This window comes from Methylocapsa acidiphila B2 (assembly GCF_000427445.1).
Taxonomy (GTDB): domain Bacteria; phylum Pseudomonadota; class Alphaproteobacteria; order Rhizobiales; family Beijerinckiaceae; genus Methylocapsa; species Methylocapsa acidiphila.
In genome coordinates this window covers 2,310,009-2,326,139 of record NZ_KE386496.1, presented here as the reverse complement: position 1 = coordinate 2,326,139, position 16,131 = coordinate 2,310,009, and the positions used below count along the sequence as shown (strand labels likewise).

At 62.8% G+C, this 16,131-nt stretch carries 16 protein-coding genes; 10 read left to right on the top strand and 6 right to left on the bottom strand.

Annotated elements, in window-relative coordinates; all coding sequences use genetic code 11:
- Window positions 1-4 precede the first annotated feature (4 nt).
- The gene (locus tag METAC_RS0113400; RefSeq protein ID WP_026607439.1) at window positions 5-301 is read left to right on the top strand and encodes a ferredoxin family protein; all 297 of its coding nucleotides are present in this window, start codon (window positions 5-7) and stop codon (window positions 299-301) included.
- Here the strand turns inward: METAC_RS0113400 and METAC_RS0113395 are convergent.
- Window positions 259-639 carry a hypothetical protein gene (locus tag METAC_RS0113395; RefSeq protein WP_026607438.1) on the bottom strand — a complete coding sequence of 127 codons (381 nt, stop codon included), beginning with the start codon at window positions 637-639 and terminating at the stop codon, window positions 259-261. The genes METAC_RS0113400 and METAC_RS0113395 overlap by 43 nt on opposite strands.
- A 90-nt stretch (window positions 640-729) precedes the next feature.
- A complete protein-coding gene (locus METAC_RS0113390; RefSeq protein WP_245257485.1) occupies window positions 730-1,386 on the bottom strand; it encodes a S24 family peptidase in 657 nt (218 codons plus the stop codon).
- Window positions 1,387-1,518: 132 nt separating this feature from the next.
- On the opposite strand from METAC_RS0113390, the gene METAC_RS0113385 reads away from it, so the two are divergent.
- The 3 genes from METAC_RS0113385 to panB all read left to right on the top strand — a co-directional run bounded on the left by METAC_RS0113385 (window position 1,519) and on the right by panB (window position 3,335).
- Window positions 1,519-1,860 carry a hypothetical protein gene (locus METAC_RS0113385; RefSeq protein ID WP_026607436.1) on the top strand — a complete coding sequence of 114 codons (342 nt, stop codon included), beginning with the start codon at window positions 1,519-1,521 and terminating at the stop codon, window positions 1,858-1,860.
- A 2-nt stretch (window positions 1,861-1,862) separates the two neighbouring features.
- Entirely contained in the window at window positions 1,863-2,378 is a 516-nt protein-coding gene (locus METAC_RS0113380; RefSeq protein WP_026607435.1) for a hypothetical protein, read from the top strand.
- Between the two features lie 90 nt (window positions 2,379-2,468).
- Entirely contained in the window at window positions 2,469-3,335 is an 867-nt protein-coding gene (gene panB, locus METAC_RS0113375) for a 3-methyl-2-oxobutanoate hydroxymethyltransferase (protein WP_245257484.1), read from the top strand.
- A 57-nt stretch (window positions 3,336-3,392) separates the two neighbouring features.
- Here panB and METAC_RS0113370 read toward each other — a convergent pair whose 3' ends face one another.
- Window positions 3,393-3,842, bottom strand: a complete 450-nt coding sequence (locus tag METAC_RS0113370; RefSeq protein WP_026607433.1) for a GatB/YqeY domain-containing protein — start codon at window positions 3,840-3,842, stop codon at window positions 3,393-3,395.
- 240 nt (window positions 3,843-4,082) lie between these two features.
- Here METAC_RS0113370 and carA point away from each other — a divergent pair, with 240 nt between their 5' ends.
- From carA to METAC_RS0113345, 3 genes are all read left to right on the top strand, one after another.
- Window positions 4,083-5,285 carry a glutamine-hydrolyzing carbamoyl-phosphate synthase small subunit gene (gene carA, locus METAC_RS0113360; RefSeq protein ID WP_026607432.1) on the top strand — a complete coding sequence of 401 codons (1,203 nt, stop codon included), beginning with the start codon at window positions 4,083-4,085 and terminating at the stop codon, window positions 5,283-5,285.
- Between the two features lie 364 nt (window positions 5,286-5,649).
- Window positions 5,650-6,504, top strand: coding sequence for a 3'(2'),5'-bisphosphate nucleotidase CysQ (cysQ, locus tag METAC_RS0113350; protein WP_051335563.1), 855 nt, complete (start codon window positions 5,650-5,652; stop codon window positions 6,502-6,504).
- A gap of 236 nt (window positions 6,505-6,740) precedes the next feature.
- Window positions 6,741-7,334, top strand: coding sequence for a DUF1134 domain-containing protein (locus METAC_RS0113345; RefSeq protein ID WP_026607429.1), 594 nt, complete (start codon window positions 6,741-6,743; stop codon window positions 7,332-7,334).
- Window positions 7,335-7,373: 39 nt separating this feature from the next.
- Here the strand turns inward: METAC_RS0113345 and METAC_RS0113340 are convergent, their stop codons facing one another.
- Window positions 7,374-7,844 carry a hypothetical protein gene (locus METAC_RS0113340; protein WP_026607428.1) on the bottom strand — a complete coding sequence of 157 codons (471 nt, stop codon included), beginning with the start codon at window positions 7,842-7,844 and terminating at the stop codon, window positions 7,374-7,376.
- A 151-nt stretch (window positions 7,845-7,995) separates the two neighbouring features.
- Between METAC_RS0113340 and METAC_RS23580 the strand changes: the two genes are divergently transcribed.
- Complete coding sequence (locus tag METAC_RS23580; protein WP_051335847.1) at window positions 7,996-9,012, top strand: AraC-like ligand-binding domain-containing protein; 1,017 nt, start codon at window positions 7,996-7,998, stop codon at window positions 9,010-9,012.
- A gap of 254 nt (window positions 9,013-9,266) precedes the next feature.
- Here METAC_RS23580 and METAC_RS23575 read toward each other — a convergent pair whose 3' ends face one another.
- Both METAC_RS23575 and bcp read right to left on the bottom strand, forming a co-directional pair.
- Entirely contained in the window at window positions 9,267-9,584 is a 318-nt protein-coding gene (locus METAC_RS23575) for a hypothetical protein (RefSeq protein ID WP_036255584.1), read from the bottom strand.
- Window positions 9,585-9,801: 217 nt separating this feature from the next.
- Window positions 9,802-10,272: a thioredoxin-dependent thiol peroxidase gene (gene bcp / locus METAC_RS0113325; protein ID WP_026607427.1), complete on the bottom strand. Its 471-nt coding sequence runs from the start codon at window positions 10,270-10,272 to the stop codon at window positions 9,802-9,804.
- 469 nt (window positions 10,273-10,741) lie between these two features.
- Here bcp and METAC_RS0113310 point away from each other — a divergent pair, with 469 nt between their 5' ends.
- Together METAC_RS0113310 and METAC_RS0113305 are read left to right on the top strand one after the other, a co-directional pair.
- On the top strand, window positions 10,742-14,272 hold the full coding sequence (locus METAC_RS0113310; protein WP_156898215.1) for a YhdP family protein: 3,531 nt from the start codon (window positions 10,742-10,744) through the stop codon (window positions 14,270-14,272).
- 505 nt (window positions 14,273-14,777) lie between these two features.
- The gene (locus METAC_RS0113305; RefSeq protein WP_026607425.1) at window positions 14,778-16,085 is read left to right on the top strand and encodes a hypothetical protein; all 1,308 of its coding nucleotides are present in this window, start codon (window positions 14,778-14,780) and stop codon (window positions 16,083-16,085) included.
- The last annotated feature ends 46 nt before the right edge of the window (window positions 16,086-16,131 follow it).

Sequence of the window (16,131 nt, the reverse complement as noted above, 5' to 3'; positions counted from 1 at the left end):
AGCGATGAGTGTTGAAACCATGGTCCGCGTCGAGGACAAGCTCTTTCAGAACCGCTATCTCGTGGACGCCGGGCGCCCCCATATCACGGTGACGCCGCATACGGTTCCCTCGCAGCGGCTTTTGTCCTTGACCCGCATTTGCCCGGCCGGATGCTATTCGCAAACGGATTCGGGTCAGGTCGAGATCTCGACCGACGGATGCGTCGAATGCGGCACCTGCCGCGTCGTCGCCGAACCGGCGGGCGACATCACCTGGAATTATCCGCGCGGCGGCTTCGGCGTCCTGTTCAAGTTCGGCTGAGCCGCGCTTCCTTCAACCTGCGCGGACGGGCCTTGGGCTTCGTGGCGTTGCGCGCGCCTCAAAGCCCGACCGAGCAAAAGCGCCGCGCGCGCATTGAGCGTCGGCGTCTCGCCGCCGAAGCCCCACCAGCGCCGCGGCCTATGCTTCTCTTTTTCCAGCAGATGAATTGCCGCCGCGATGGTCGCTTTCGGCCCTGCGCTGGCGAGGCCCGGCGAAAGACTGTCCAGGGCGATAGGGCGACGCAAATAGGCTCTGGCGCGACTCTTGACCATTCGCGCCGCGGTGCGGCGCGCTTGAGCCTGCAGAGCGCTTTCGAAATCGGATGATGGATTCGGCATCGAGCGTCTCCGGTAAGCTGGAGACGCTATTAGGTATACTTACCTGTAACAAGGTATTATTACCGAATAAGGGCCGATCGAAGCGGCATCTTACCTCCGGCGCCATTGACCGGATCGCACGACACCCTGGATCTCCGCGGCCCATTCGAGACGCACGCTGCGGATCGGCGCGGCGTTATGGCTTTCGAGATCGAAGGTTCCCGGCGACGAGCCGCGCTGAATGCGCTTCAAGTAGCGCTTGCCGTCCGCCGTCCGCACCGCCGCCTCCCAGCCAACGACCTCCTCGGCGTTGGCCCCCTGACGCCAGCAGATGATGACGTCGCCGGGATCGTAGCGCGGCCACATGCTGTCGCCCTCGACCAGGAAGGCGATCGCATCCTTATCTATCGGAAACGGCACCTCGATTTCATAGAGTCCCTCGGGCGGAATCTGCTCGAATTCGGGCTGAATCTCGGCTCCCGCGCCAATGCGTCCGACGACGCGGACGCGATTGCCCGGCGTCGGCTCGCCGACGCCTTCGAGAAGCCAGGCGGCGGTCGTTTTCAGGACCGGCGCCAGTGCGGTCAAGGTTTCGGTCGTCACGCCGCGGCGCTCGCCGTTCTTGACTGCGCGCTTCAGGTTGCGGATGGCGTCCGGCTTTTTCGCGGCGATCGACGCGGCATGAGCGGAAAGGCCCAGCGCGGCGAGCCGGCTTTCGATTCGGGCGAGAACGTCTTCGAGATCCATAGCGGTAGAATAACCGTACATGGCCTGGAATGCACCAGGTAAAATTACCTTGACAGAACGGTAGAGCTACCGTACTTCTTTTCTTGCGAGCCCAAGCTTGGCTTCAGGCTCCGCCAAAAGGAAAGAGCACAAGGAAAAATGGAGTGCATGGCCGTGACTGTTCGCACCGAAATCCGAAAGGCGCGCTGGACCGGGGAGCGCATCGCTCGACTCGGTTTTCTTCTGGGCCTCGGCTGGGACGCAAAGCGCATCGCCGAGGATCCGCTGATCGACTCGACGCCCAATAATGTCCATCGCCAGGCGCAGCGTTTCGGCCTCGCCTTTCGCGCCGCCGCGGCCGCCGTCGCCCTGCGCCTGCCGCCGGAGGCCGCGAGCCTCTATGACGCCGCGGCGGCCAAGCGCAGCCTCACGCGCGAATCCATGATCCGGCTGCTGCTTTTGGTCGTCGCCGCCGATCCTTCCTTGCTCGACAATATTCTCGACGACGGAGCCTGAGCGTGTCGCAAGAACAAAACATAAACATAGATCAAGGCTTCGACTCCTTCGAGGGCGACGCCACGCCTTCCCGCTGGGACCCGGATCAGGTCGCAAAGCGGCTCGTGAAGGCTTTCGTGACGCTCGACCGCCTGCCGCGCCCACGCGGGCCGCGCGAGCCCGGCGGGCATTGGCCGCGCTGCGCCGTCGAATGGGAGGACCTCCTGGCTCAGGCCGAACTCGACGAAAGCGAGCGCAAGGAGCGTCATCGGATCGCCAATCGCGCGCTTATCCGCCCGACCAGCGTCGAGATCACGCAAATGGAGGCCGCGCTCGATTGGCTGCGCGAATTGCGCGACGTGGATTCCGGGATGGCTCTGGTGACGACCTTTTGGGCGATGCGGGCGGCGCGTGGACGCTCGGTGAAGGCCTTGTGCGCCGAAAAGAAATGGGCTCCGCACACCTTTTACCGAAAGCGCGCCAAGGCTCTGAGCTATTTGGCGGATCAGCTCAACGCCCGAGGCGCGCCGCTGCGCTGAGGCCAAGCGCGGGGTTAGCAACTTTTCCAGACCGCGCTCTCATGGAGCGGGATCAATCCCCATGATATTGGACCCGGCAGCCCCAATATCATGGTGTCGAAGCCAAACGGGCTGGAGGCCGATCCGAAGCCGATGCGCAAGACCGACCGATTTTTTGAGATGAAGCGGCAGGGCCGGCCGATCTCGGTCCTGACAGCCTATGATGCGCCGACCGCCAAAGCGGAGACGGAGGCCGGCGTCGACATTCTCCTCGTCGGCGACAGCGTCGGCGCGAACATGCTCGGCTACGCCAGCGAAACAGACGTGACGCTCGCCGAAATCGCACATCATGTCGGCGCGGTGCGGCGCGGCGCGCCGAACGCCGCGATTATCGCCGATCTTCCCTATCAGACCTATGAAACGCCGGGCGCCGCGGTCGAGAATGCGCGCCGCCTCGTCGACGCTGGCGCCGACATTGTGAAATTCGAGGGCTTCCGGCCAGAGCTTGTCGAAGCCTTGGCCTCGGCCTCGATCGAGGTCTGCTGCCATCTCGGGCTCGAGCCCCAGCATCATGCCGAAAAGCGTTTCAAGGGGCGCTCGGCGCAGGAGGCCGCTAAGCTCGTGCAGAACGCAATCGGGCTCGACGACGCGGGCATGGCGTTGCTCGTCCTCGAACTCATCCCGGAAGAGGTCGCGGCTGAGGTCACGCGCGCCGTGAAAGCTCCGACCATCGGCATAGGCGCCGGGCGGAGGACCGATGGCCAGGTCCTCGTCATTTGCGACGTGCTCGGCTTCACCCCGGCCAATTACCGACATAACCGCCGCTATCAGGAGGTCGGTTTGGCCATGCAGGAGGCGGCGAAAGCCTATGTGTCGGACATCCGGACAAAGAGCTTTCCGGCCGAGGCCAATGTCCTCCATATGGCGAAGGAGGAACTGGAGATTTTTTTGAACGAGGCTGGGGCCAGCCTGAAATAGGCGGGCCGCGCGACAAACAATTCCGCGCGAGATCCGAGGCGCTTTGGGATTAAAAGGTCACCCGCCGAGCTTGGCTTTGACCAGCGCGCTCGCCTTGCCGAAATCCACCCTCCCGGCATATTTGCTTTTGAGCGCCGCGACCACCTTGCCCATGTCCTTGATCGACGCGGCGCCGGCCTCCGCGATGGCGGCGGCGATCGCCGCCTCGACCTCAGCCTCGCTCAAAGGCTGCGGCAGGAAGCTCTCGATAATGGCGATTTCCTCGCCTTCCTGCGTCGCGAGGTCGGCGCGGCCGGCTTTCTCATAGATCTCCTTGGATTCTTTACGGCTCTTCACCATTTTTTGCAGCAGCGCGAGGATGTCGTCGTTCGAGACGGATTTTTCCTGCCCGCGCGCCTCGATGTCTTTATCCTTCAGCGCGGCCGTGATCATGCGGATCGTCTCGACGCGGCGCTTGTCGCCGGCCTTCATCGCCGTCTTGAGTTCGCTTGTGAATTGTTCGCGCATGGGATCTCCTGATGTCCGCGTAGGGCGCCGGGACGAGGGCGCGAATTGACGTATTTGGCCGCTGCGCCTAGGTTCCGGGCGTCCTAGACCCCGAAATTTCCTTGAGCTGGCGCTTTCGATCGGATTCATTCCGATCGAAAGGGACGCGCTCGAAAATCACGAAAGCCGGTTCCGGCTCGCCGTTCGCTTCGCGTCGCCTCCGCGTCGAAGCGGCGCGAAGCGCATGGGTGTAAACAGAGCATGACGCAGGATCAAGATCAGGCCTCTGGATTTTGGCGAAAGCCCCGCGCGACGGCGCTTCTCGTCTTGGCCAATGGCCTTGTCCATGAAGGCTTCGGGCAGGGCGCGGTCGGCGAGGCCGTTGGCGAGGTCTGCTTCAACACGGCCATGACGGGCTACCAGGAGATTCTCACCGATCCGTCCTATGCGGGACAGATCGTCACCTTCACTTTTCCCCATATCGGCAATGTCGGCGTCAATGACGAGGATGTCGAGACGAGCAATCTTGCGGCGCCCGAGGGCGTGCGCGGCGCGATCTTTTACGCCCCGATCACCGAGCCGTCCAATCACCGTGCGACTCAGTCGCTCGGCGCCTGGCTGAAGGCGCGCGGAATCATCGGCCTTTATGGGCTCGATACGCGCGCGCTCACGACCTACATCCGCGACAATGGCATGCCGAACGCCGTGATCGCTCATTCTCCCGACGGCGTCTTCGACATCGAGCGCCTGCGCGCGAAGGCGCGCCAATGGCCGGGGCTCGAGGGCATGGATCTCGTCCCCGGCGTCACGGCGCCGGAACGCTATGGCTGGACAGAGGCGGCCTGGACTCCGGATCACGGCTATCGCGCGGCGGGCGCGGGCAAGTTCAAGGTCGTCGCCATCGATTATGGGGTCAAGCGCAACATCCTGCGCCTTCTGGCCGACGCCGGCTGCGAGGTGACGGTCGTGCCGGCGACGACCTCGGCCGAGGCGATCGAGGGCCTCCGGCCGGATGGGGTCTTTCTCTCCAATGGGCCCGGCGATCCGGCGGAGACGGGCAAATATGCGGTTCCGGTCATTAGGACCCTTCTCGAGAGCAAGATTCCGACTTTCGGCATCTGCCTCGGCCATCAGATGCTCGGCCTCGCGATCGGCGCCAAAACCAAGAAGATGCGCCAAGGCCATCACGGCGCCAATCATCCCGTGAAGGACTTCACCACCGGCAAGGTCGAGATCGTGTCGATGAATCACGGTTTCGCCGTCGATCCGGCGAGCCTGCCGGCCAATGCGCGCGAGACGCATCGTTCTCTCTTCGACGGTTCGAACTGCGGGCTGGAGCTGACCGATCGTCCGGCCTTCTCGGTGCAGCACCATCCGGAGGCCTCGCCCGGCCCGCGCGACAGCCATTATCTGTTTCGCCGTTTCGTCGAAATGATGGAGAAGGCGAAAGCGCGGCCGGCGTGAGCCGCGCGCCGCTGCTTGCTGCGCCGCAGTCTATATTGGCGACGTGAACAGTTTTGCGACGCGTCAAGACGCGCTGCGCCGCAACAAATCACGGATGTTTGAGCGAATCTGAGGGTATGTCGCAGAATTTAATCGAAAAGATCTTTCTATTGGACGGAACGGGCTTTAGCCTGTTGCAAGGCTTACGGGAATCGCGTGAGCCGAGAGGGCGGGGCCGATCCCGCGACATATTTGAGCTATTGAAGCGGCGAGATCGCGGAAGGTCGGGCTCATCCATCCGATCGCAACGCGCGACGGCCCGAAAGTCATAGGTCGAGCGGCGTTTTGACCGGATGCCGGAACGCGCTCCAAATCGACGCAGAAAATGCCCATAGAAGCGCCGCTCGCCAAAAGTCCGTCGCCCTATAGCCGCCAGACCCTCGATCGCGACGCGATCGCGGAAATTTTCGCCGAGATCGCCGTCGAGGCGGCCGTCGCCGTCATGGAGGTCTATGCGAGCGACAGCCATGCGCGGCGCAAGCCCGACAAGAGCCCGGTCTGCGACGCCGACGAAAACGCCGAGGCCATTATTCTCGAGCGGCTGGCCGCGGTCCTGCCCGATCTGCCGGTGCTTGCGGAGGAGGCGGCTGCTCATGGCAAGAAGACCGTCTCCGGCTCGACCTTCATCCTCGTCGATCCGGTCGATGGAACGCGCGAGTTCCTGAGCCATAATGGCGAGTTCACCATCAATATCGGATTGATCGTCGAGGGCGAGCCCTTGGCCGGCGTGGTCTACGCGCCCGCGCTCGGACGGCTTTGGCTCGGCGGCGCAAAAGCGACATGCTGCGTTGTCGCGCCCGGCGCACCCCTGCCGCCGCTTTGCGAGCGCCGCGAGATTCATGTCCGGCCCGCGCCGCGCCAAGGTCTGACGGCGGTTGCGAGCCGCTCCCATTCCGACGCCGAGACAGAGGCTTTCCTCGCGGATCTTCCCATTCGTGAGCGCCGCGCCGCCGGGTCTTCCTTGAAATTCTGCGCGGTCGCCGAGGGTGAAGCGGATATTTATCCGCGCTTCGGCCAAACGATGGAATGGGATACGGCGGCGGGCGACGCCGTCTTGCGCGCAGCGGGCGGCATTGTCCTCGATCGCGAGCGGCGCCCCTTGCGCTATGGCAAGGCCGGGGCGCAATTCAGGAACGGGCCTTTCGTCGCTTGGGGCGACCCGCCGGCGAGCGGATACTAAGGCGCATCTCCGCCTCGGGGCGGATTCGAGGACAAGCCGCCGCTTGAGGCTGCATCCGTCGTTTTCTCGCCTCAAGGCCCGGCTATTGTCCCTGCCGCCGATGGCGCCTCGGAAGCGGGCGGCAAAACCGGATCGGACGAGGCGTCAATCTTTCCTTAACGCCATTGCTTCAAAGCTCCTCGTCTCGACCCGTCCGAAGGAGCTCAAGGACGCGTCCGTTTCGCGGAGGACAAGACATGCAGACGCGAAGAGAATTGACGCTTCAACTCGCGGCTTTGGCCGCTGGGATTTCGGGACTCTCGTTAAATGCGGGCGGCGCGCGGGCGAACGCGCCGGCGGGACGGCCGGACGAATATGCGCCGGATGAAATCGTCGCCAATGGCCATCGCTTTTTCGGCTCGATCTCTCGGGGGCTCGCCGAGCTCGTCGAAAAGGCGACCAAGCAATGGGGTCGTCCGAACGGCTATATCCTCGGCCAAGAGGCGACGGGCGCCTTTTTCGGCGGCTTGCGCTACGGCGAGGGCGTCATGCATACGCGCAACGCCGGGGATCTGCGGGTGTTCTGGCAGGGGCCTTCGCTCGGGCTCGACGCGGGAGCCGACGGCGACCGAACCATGATGCTGGTTTACAACCTGCCGGCGACCGACGCGATCTATCGCCGCTACGGCGGCGTGGACGGCTCGGCCTATATCATCGGCGGATTGGGCATGACCGCGCTCGTCAATGACGGCGTCTATGTCGTGCCGATCCGGTCCGGCGTCGGGGCTCGCCTCGGCTTCAATGTCAGCTATCTGAAATTCACGCAGGCCTCGACCTGGAACCCGTTCTGACGGGCTCGGTCTCGGTTCGCGCGCGGCGAACCGTGAAGGTCATTCCTTCGCGAAAGGGCCCATGGCCGCGCCTTGGAATATGCGCCAAAGGATCGTGATGGCGGCGCCGGCGAATCCATAGCTCGTCATGGAGACGCTCGCCAGCGTGTAGATTTTGTAGAGCGCGACCAACCCATTGTCCGCGGCCGTCGGCGAATCCAGGACAGGAAATATCGCCATCAGCAGGAACAGGCTTGAGTTGGTGAATGCGCCGAGGACCATCGACCAGCGAAGCGTCCAGTGCAGCGGCGTCCTCGTGGCGTAAATCCCCAGGATCAAGGCGGTCATGAGCAGGAAGTCGATATGGGCCTGAACCAGCCTGACCTGCTTGCCGGCGAAAATCGCCTTTAGAAATGGGACCCCGAGATTGAGCCCGACGAGGCACCACGCAAGGACCAGGGCGACCAGCAGCCAGAGGGCCGCTCCAATCGGCAGTTCGATATTCAGGCGTTGATGTGAACCTTGCTTCATCGTCGTCCTCGACATGCGCGGCGTAAAGAGAGCCGCATCATAAAAGATGCGGCGTCCCGCCGCTTGCCTGCAACGGCGCAAGAATTTGATTGAAGCGGCGGTTTCCGCGCGCGATCTTCGTCCGCGTCAATGCGGAGAGGAACGAGGCGGGATGGTCAACGGCGTCAAGCTCTGCACAGAAGATCTACCGCTTCGTCAGAGGCCCGAGTGGCTGCGCGAGGTGATTGGCCGCGAATATGCCGACGTAGAAATCGCGCCGCCCAAGGACGCCCCTCTGTTCAATGAGATGATCATCTATCCCTGGCGGGATTTGCGGCTCTCGTCGATTCGATCGAACGCGATCGGCATCGAGCGGCCGGCCGGGGAGCCTCGCCATGACTGTCATGACGCCTATCTCGCGGTGGTCCTCCTTTCCGGCGAATATCGCCTCGAACAGGATGGGCGCGAGGCCGTGCTGAGGCCGGGAGACATGGCGATCTATGACGCTGCACGGCCTCACAACATTATCTGCCCGACGCGCTTTGTGAAACTCATCGTCTCTATCCCGCGCGCGCTCCTGCGGGAAAAGGCGGCTGGCGTCGAGCATTGCACCGCGCGGCGGATCGATGGCGGTTCGGGACTTGGCGCTGTGACGGCGGATTTCGTCCGTTCCGCCGCGCGCCGCGCCGGCGAACTCTCGCAAATGGAATTCAGCGCCCTGTCCGGCCCCTGCGCCGACCTACTCGCCTTGGCCCTGACCTCGGTCCAGGGGCGAGACGCCGCGCCGGAACGAGGCCGAGCGATGACGAAAGGCCGGCTCAAGCGCTTTGTCGAGCAACGCCTGCATGATCCGGATCTCGACGTTGCGACGATCGCCGCCGGCGTCGGGCTTTCGCCGCGCTACGCCAATGATCTGTTTAGAGAGGATGGCGCGTCGCCGATGCGCTATGTCTGGCGCCGCCGGCTCGAACATTGTCGCGACGATCTGCTCAGCGCAGCCTGCGCCGGGCGCACGATTTCGGACATCGCCTTCGGCTGGGGCTTTAACGACCTTTCCCATTTCAGCCGCGCGTTCAAACAGACTTACGGCGCATCTCCGCGCGACTATCGGCTTCGTCACGCTCCGGCCGACGAGTCATCTGATGGTGCGAATGTCGATGCGCGGCGATCGCACGGTCGAAACGGGTGAATGCGGCTACAGCCGACATTCGGAGGCGGTTCGCCGCCCGGTGGGCTTTCCAATTGAATGGACTCATTCGGTTGGGAAGCGCGCCAGCTTCGGAGATTTGAGCATAGTCTAGTCGATCTGATCGACTAGACTCAGCGCCTTTCGCGTCGCCTAACGTCCGCGGATCAAGCCCGCGCCTTTTCGGCCATTGCGCACGACGAGCGGACGAGGACCAAAGTCGCGGCGGCTGCAAATCGACCAGTTGCGGTCCGATTTCACATCCGATGCGCTTCAAGCCGCGCGCGGGGCGGCGCGCTCGGCAGCCCTGTTTCGAGCGCCGCCCGCCGCGCCGGACTTTTGATCGCCGCGCAATGACAATGGAACTCGGCTTCGAGCCGCGCCATGTCGAGCAAATATGTCAACAGGCGAAGCCCGCTGCGCTTCGAGAGCGGCGCCAGCGCGGCGGTCAATTGCGCGATGTAATGGGCCGTCGCCTCCGCCGTCACGCCGCCCGCAGGACTTGGCCACGTTGCGGCCCGGACCTTCCCTTTAGCGAGAGGCTGCGGAGATTCGAGCATATTCGGCGCAACCATGTTTCGACCCGCCCCTCCGAAGGTTTTGCACGCTTGCTGCGCGTGATCCGATGCGAGGTAAGTATAATCAACTTTTAGTTGTATTCAATAGAAACTTCTCAGCAACGCGCGGAAATCGACACGCTCGCGCCGTGGCGGGTTGGGCCTCTTCGCGAGGGTAGTTTGCCTTTCGATACGATTGGTTGCCCCGCCTGGAAGGCGCAGCAACCAATCGGCGTCACAGCGCTTTCACGGCGTCGAGGACAGCCGCTGCATGGCCCGGGACTTTCACCTTGTTCCAGACTTTCGCGATCCGGCCGTCCGGGCCGATGAGAAAGGTCGTCCGTTCCACGCCGAAATATTTCCGGCCGTACATGCTTTTCTCGACCCATACGCCATAGGACTCGAGCATGGCCTTCGATTCGTCAGAGGCGAGGGCGAGGTCGAGCGCGTGCTTGGTCTTGAACTTGGCGTGGCTCGCCGCCGAATCGGGCGAGGCGCCGAGAATCTCTGCTCCCGCGTTTTTGAAGTCCTTTTTCAATCCGTTGAAATCAATCGCTTCCTTGGTGCAGCCGGAGGTGTCGTCCTTCGGATAGAAATAGAGCACGAGCTTTTTGCCGGCGAAGCTCGCGAGCGAGACCTTTCCACCGGCGTCGTCAGGCAGCGTAAACTCCGGGGCCTTGTCGCCCGCCGCCAATTTTCCGCCCATTTCGCCTTCCTTTCGTCGTAATGTGAGGACCTTTTCCCAATTAGGAGATCGGCCTGACGCGCTGCCTGACCGAAGGGTCCTTCGGCCGATCGATAATTCGCTCGAGCCCAAAAAGCGCGAGCTCAAAAAACTTTGAGCCTTCTACCGATCGGCGTGATGATCGGGTTAGACCTGTAGCTATTTCACGAGCTTTATCAGTTTACATCTTTTCTTGGCCTTGGCCGTCTCGTTCTCGACAAAAGCCGTCGGCGGAAGTTCCTGTTGGGCAAGGGCGCGGCCCTTCGACAAGGCAAGCCCCTTCGCGTAACATGGCGGTCATCGGATTCACTTGCCACGGAAGGGCCGCGCGCGGTTGGTCGAGCATCGTCAGGAACAGACGGCCCCGCAGGGCGTTTGTCCCGCCGGTCAGGCGGGGCCAGGGGGCGCATTTGGCGCAACGGCGCCGCGGAGAGCGCGCGGCGCGGCGCGGGTGGCCTGGTCCACGTGCTATATTTTCTTGGGCTGTTTTTCGTTGGCGCTGCTCGCCGTCGGTCTCTTTGTCGTGCGGCTGGCGCAAGGACCTATCGCGATTTCTGGCCTCGGCGCCCAAATCGCGAGCGCGCTCGACGAGCGTTTCGGCCATGGCTACGATTTTCGGCTTGGACAAGCCTCTATCGTCAAGCGCGGCTTTGCGCCGACGTTGAGCATCGATGGGCTCGCCCTCAAGGACGCGAGCGGCAAGACGATCCTGGCCGCCCCGAGGGCGGAGGTCTCGGTCGATCTTTTGGCGCTTGTCGGCGGCCGGGTGACGCCGAAGCGCCTCGAGGTCTTCGACGTCGAGCTGCATATGGTCTTGTCGCCGGATGGGTCGCTGGAGCTTCCGGGCGTTCCGCAAGGCAAGGAGGCGGCCTCGCCGCCGCGCGCCGGCGCTTTTCCGCAAGGCGCGGTTGCCCCGCCGCAGGCGACCGAACCCGTCGCGGGATCATTGGAGGTCCGCGCGGAAGGCGCGCCCGCCGGAGTCCGGCCGAGGGCCAGGCTCGTCAAGCAATTGGCGGCCTCGATCCGGCTCGCGGTCGACGCCTTGACCAGTCCCGAAAGCCCGATCGCCGCCGTCGACCGGGTCGGCATCTCGCGCGGCCGCGTCGTGATCGAGGACCGCACCGCCGATCAGACGATGGTTTTCAACGGGGTGAAGCTCGGCTTCGACAAATCCACCGGCAACACGACTTTCAATCTCTCGGTCGATGGGCCGAACGGTCGCTGGGAGGCGGCTGGCTTCGCGCGGGGGACGCCGGGCAAGGAGCGTCGCCTCGCCTTGGCCTTGCGCAATATCTCGTTGGACGAGATGCTCCTCGCCACCGGCGCGCGGTCGATCGGCGCGGATTTTGACATGCCCGCCTCGGCCAGTTTCGATCTCGGCCTATATCCCGACGGATCTCTCTCGGAGGCGTCCGGCAAAATTGATTTCGGCGCGGGCTATCTGCGGTTCGACGACCCCAATGACGAGCCCATGCTGGTTGATTCCATCCATGCTGGATTTCATTGGGACTCGGCGGCGCGCCGCATCATAATCGATCGCTCGACGCTCAAGGCCGACGCGACCCATGCGGCGGTCATGGGCTCCATCGCGCCGCCGATTCGCGAAGGCGATCCCTGGACCTTCAATCTCGTCAGCGAAGAGCCGAATGTCGCGGCCGCGGAACGGCCGGGCCAAAAGCCCGTCCAAATCGACCACGGCGAATTAAAGGGACGATTGTTCCTCGACGAAAAGAAATTCCTGCTCGATCGCTTTGCTTTCAGCGGCCCTCTATGCGGATTCGCCATGGCTGGCGAGGTCGAATGGACGAACGGGCCGCACATGCGCCTCGGCGCCTCGATCGCGCCGACGCCGATCTCTATCGTGACCCGCCTTTGGCCTTCCTTCATGGTCGCGCCGGTGCGCTCCTATTTGACCTCGCACGCCCGGGGCGGGATGGTCGAAAGCGCAGCGCTTCGGCTCGACTTCAACGCGGAGGTGCTGAACGCCATGCGCGCCGAGATTCCCCCGCCGGACGATACGGTTTCGCTCGATTTCACCGTGTCCGACGGAAGCTTGGAATTTCTCTCCGGCGTTCCCTATCTGCGCGGCGTCGACGGGGTCGGCCATGTCACGGGCCGGAGCTCGACCTTCACGACGACCAACACAGGCTTCATCGAGGTCGGCGACGGGCGGCGCCTGCTGGTCGCGGAGGGCAGCAGCTTTCACGTCGCTGACGCGGCGCTGAAGCCCACGCCGGGGGTGATCGTGGCCAAGGTCTCGAGCAGCGTCGAGGCGGTCGGCGATCTTCTCGCGCATGACGCGTTGAAGCCTTACGCCGGCCTGCCGCTCGATCCCACGACCTTGAAGGGGCAGGTCGATGGGCGGCTTGAGATCGACATGAATCTCGGACCGGCGATGACCCCGGACGACATCAGCCTGAGGATCAACGCGGGCGTCACGAATTTCAGCGCCGAAAACCTGATCGGTAAGGAAAGGCTCGAGGCGGCCACGCTTGTCGTCGCCGTCGATCCGGTCGGCATGCACGTCAGCGGGCAGGGCCGGATGTTCGACGCGCCAGCGACCGTCGATGTGCTGCGCCCGGCGGGCAAGCCAGCCGACGCCTCGATCAGCCTGGTTCTCGATGACGCCACGCGAGCGAAACATAATATCTCCGTCCTGCCGGGCCTCACCGGGCCGATCAGCGCAACCCTCAAGGCGCCGATCGGGACCGGCGACAAGCTCAAGGCTCAGGCCGAACTCGATCTCCAGCGCGTGAATTTTGATTGGCTCGGCATGTCGAAGCCGGCCGGCAAGCCGGGCAAGGCGAAATTCTCGATCGCCGTCAATGAAAACTCGACCTCGCTCGATCAGATCGTGGTCGACGCCGGCGCGATCCAGGCGCGCGGCTCGGTCGAGCTCGGCCCCGATCAATCTCTCGCCTCGGTCAAGCTGTCGCAATTCAAGGCCTCGACCGGCGACGACATGAAGCTCGACGCGACACGCGTCGGGGACAGCCTCAAGGTCATGATCCGCGGCTCGACCATAGACGCCAGGCCCTTTGTCAAATGGCTGATCGCGGCTTCGCCCGATCCGGCGCCTCCCGCCGCCGCAGCGAAAGGCGCCAAGGACGCGAAGGACGCCAAAGATCCGAAGGATCCGGCCTCGAGCGCACCAACCCTCGCCGCCGGCGAGCCGGCGAAGGATTTAGGCCCGAAGGAGATCGAGCTCGATCTCAAGACCGGGCTTTTGACCGGCTATAACAAGCAGGTCATCTCGGGCGCCGAATTGCGGCTTGTGCGGGGCGATGATCAGATCAAGCAACTGTCCTTCGCCGGGCGTTTCGGCCGTGATCCGATCTCGGGCAATTTGACCGGGTTCCCGACGGCGCCGCAGATCAACTTCCTGTCGGAGGACGCCGGCTCGCTTCTGTCCTTCATCGATCTCTACAAGCACATGGAGCGTGGCCGCCTTGCGGTCGCGATGCGGACCGGCCCCGACACGTTGGATGGAACGCTGGAGATCGAATCTTTCATCTTGCGCGACGAGCCGGCCTTGCGTCGGCTCGTCGCCGAAGGGGTCCCTTCGGGCGAAGTCGCGCGCGGCCGAAAGATCGACGCCGGCTCCATGGCCTTTGCGAAATTGCGGGTGCAATTCGAGCGCGTCGGCAGCCGCGTGGAGTTGCGCGAGGGCACGATGCACGGCGAGGCGATCGGACTCACCGTCGACGGCTGGGTCGATTACGCGCATGATCGAGTCGATATGCACGGCACATTCGTGCCCGTCTACGCGGTCAACAATCTGTTCTCGAAGATTCCCGTCTTCGGGATGATCCTCGGCGGCGGCAGCGAGGAAGGGCTCTTCGGAGTCAATTACCGGGTCGATGGATTGGTCAGTGCGCCGACTCTCAACATCAATCCGCTTTCGGCGATCGCGCCTGGAATCTTCCGGCAGATTTTCGGCGTCGGGGGCAATTTCCAGCAGCCGGGCGCGGTGAGGCAATAGACCCTGAGCCGCTTCCGCGCGCGTCGGCTGGGCGGTCGCCGCGCTTGGCCCTTCGCTTTTCGTGCGCGCCCCATAAATGTGATGTGATCGGCGCCTTGCTCAAAGCGGCCTGGGCGGACAGCCGGCTTCCGCCTTTTCTTATCTTAATCGAAGCCAGATGAACCCAAACTGCGGTCATCGAACTGGACGCCAAGATCGTGGGCGGTGCGATTATAGGGATTAACTCTCTCTGATGATATTCATCAATTGAAGCCAAACCAAATTGCCGTAGGCTGTCGCGACGGAATCGGCGATTCCGTTGCTAGCGCGGGATGCAAAAAAGTGGGTTTTCCGCACAAAATCCCGCACTCATCGTGGAGGATCGATCGCGCCTCATGCTTTGAAGGATTCCATCCGAAAGCATCGTGATCCAGCTCAGGAGATTTATATGCGTCTATGGCATAGAATGGCAATTGCACTTTGCGCCCTTATAGGGGCGACGACGATTGCTCATGCGGCGACTCGCATGACCGCCATGCAACGCGCGACAAGTTTTGGCCTCACAGACATGCGCGGCATGGTCTACATTCCCGCGCCGCAGGGACCGGCACATCCTTTCGACCCGGCGCTTTACCAGCAATGCCCGGGCCCACTGCCTTATTTCCTAGGCCAAACCCAAGTCTATGATTGTCAAGGCAATCCACAGCCCGCCCTTCTTGACGCGAAATATACCATTTACAACGATTCCGATTTCTACAATGCCGATTTCACGCCGCTATGGGGGGTCTCGGGGAGCCAATATCGCGACGATCTCGGGCGATATAAAGCTGAGCTCAACGCGAATTATATCCGTCCTTACGATTGGCAACCGAACCCCGCCATCCGTAACCATCAGCCATTTCTGAACTACGCCAAGACGCTTGGCATGCATGTCTCCATTCCGATATCGACCTACACTTTGAAGATCATGTGCGGCGACGCCTCCGGCGATTGGAAGCAGAATGTGGATTGGGTCTTCGGTCAAATCTACAAGTCCAGCGTCGTCGACAAGGCCGCGGGGATGTTGGAAATCTTCAACGAGTTCGATGTCAATTACTGCAAGAACCCGAATTTCGTGGCGCAAGTCGCTGCGGAATGGAAGCGCATGGAGGATCAGAATAATATCCCCGACGCGCAACGGCTGTTGATCAGCTTTCCCGTCACTTTCGGCATTGCGAACGGCCTCCCGGGGGGCAATGTTCTCGGCGTGTTCAACGCCATCGTCGCCGCTCCGACCCTCGGCATAGATTTTTGGAAGGCCCGGATCGTTTACGCCGTCAACACGTTCAATGACGGCGCCTTCATGCGCAATTGGCTGACTGTCACGCTTCCGGCATGGTTCACCCAACACGGCATTCCTACCGCCACGCCTGTTGTGTTCACGGAATATGGTCGGAGCTCGGACCAAACGACCCCTCCGGACGAGACGGGTCAGGCGGCGTGGGTCAAGACCCAGTTCCAGACCATGTGGACGAACAAGCCGACGAATTTCCTTGGAGCGATGGCTTTCGTGAATGAATATCGCTATTGGATCGCTCCGCCGGAGCCCAATTTCACGATCACGAACTTCAATCAAGGGCCGGGAAACTGGGGCAAGCCCGCCGCCATGTCGGTGCACACGCAAACCTATCAGAACCCGAACGCGCCGATCGGGACCCTCTGGAGCGCTCAATATCAGATCGATCCGCAAAATCCGAGGCAGGCCTATTGCGAAGTCGCCAAGGTGTATTTCGGCACGGGCACGCCGCCCCAGTGCGGCAGCGGCGGCGGCAGCGGCGTTGTAGTGCCTAAGTAATATCGCTAGTCTGTTCGGGGGCGGGTCATGATCCGCCCCCTTTTTG

Coding starts and splice junctions, on each gene's coding strand:
- bcp (WP_026607427.1), bottom strand. CDS start 10,272: ATGGGCGGAAAATTGGCGGCGGGCGACAAGGCCCCGGAGTTTACGCTG.
- carA (WP_026607432.1), top strand. CDS start 4,083: ATGACGCAGGATCAAGATCAGGCCTCTGGATTTTGGCGAAAGCCCCGC.
- panB (WP_245257484.1), top strand. CDS start 2,469: ATGGTGTCGAAGCCAAACGGGCTGGAGGCCGATCCGAAGCCGATGCGC.
- METAC_RS23575 (WP_036255584.1), bottom strand. CDS start 9,584: ATGGTTGCGCCGAATATGCTCGAATCTCCGCAGCCTCTCGCTAAAGGG.
- METAC_RS0113345 (WP_026607429.1), top strand. CDS start 6,741: ATGCAGACGCGAAGAGAATTGACGCTTCAACTCGCGGCTTTGGCCGCT.
- METAC_RS0113370 (WP_026607433.1), bottom strand. CDS start 3,842: ATGCGCGAACAATTCACAAGCGAACTCAAGACGGCGATGAAGGCCGGC.
- METAC_RS0113400 (WP_026607439.1), top strand. CDS start 5: ATGAGTGTTGAAACCATGGTCCGCGTCGAGGACAAGCTCTTTCAGAAC.
- METAC_RS0113395 (WP_026607438.1), bottom strand. CDS start 639: ATGCCGAATCCATCATCCGATTTCGAAAGCGCTCTGCAGGCTCAAGCG.
- METAC_RS0113390 (WP_245257485.1), bottom strand. CDS start 1,386: ATGTACGGTTATTCTACCGCTATGGATCTCGAAGACGTTCTCGCCCGA.
- METAC_RS23580 (WP_051335847.1), top strand. CDS start 7,996: ATGGTCAACGGCGTCAAGCTCTGCACAGAAGATCTACCGCTTCGTCAG.
- METAC_RS0113305 (WP_026607425.1), top strand. CDS start 14,778: ATGACCGCCATGCAACGCGCGACAAGTTTTGGCCTCACAGACATGCGC.
- cysQ (WP_051335563.1), top strand. CDS start 5,650: ATGCCCATAGAAGCGCCGCTCGCCAAAAGTCCGTCGCCCTATAGCCGC.
- METAC_RS0113340 (WP_026607428.1), bottom strand. CDS start 7,844: ATGAAGCAAGGTTCACATCAACGCCTGAATATCGAACTGCCGATTGGA.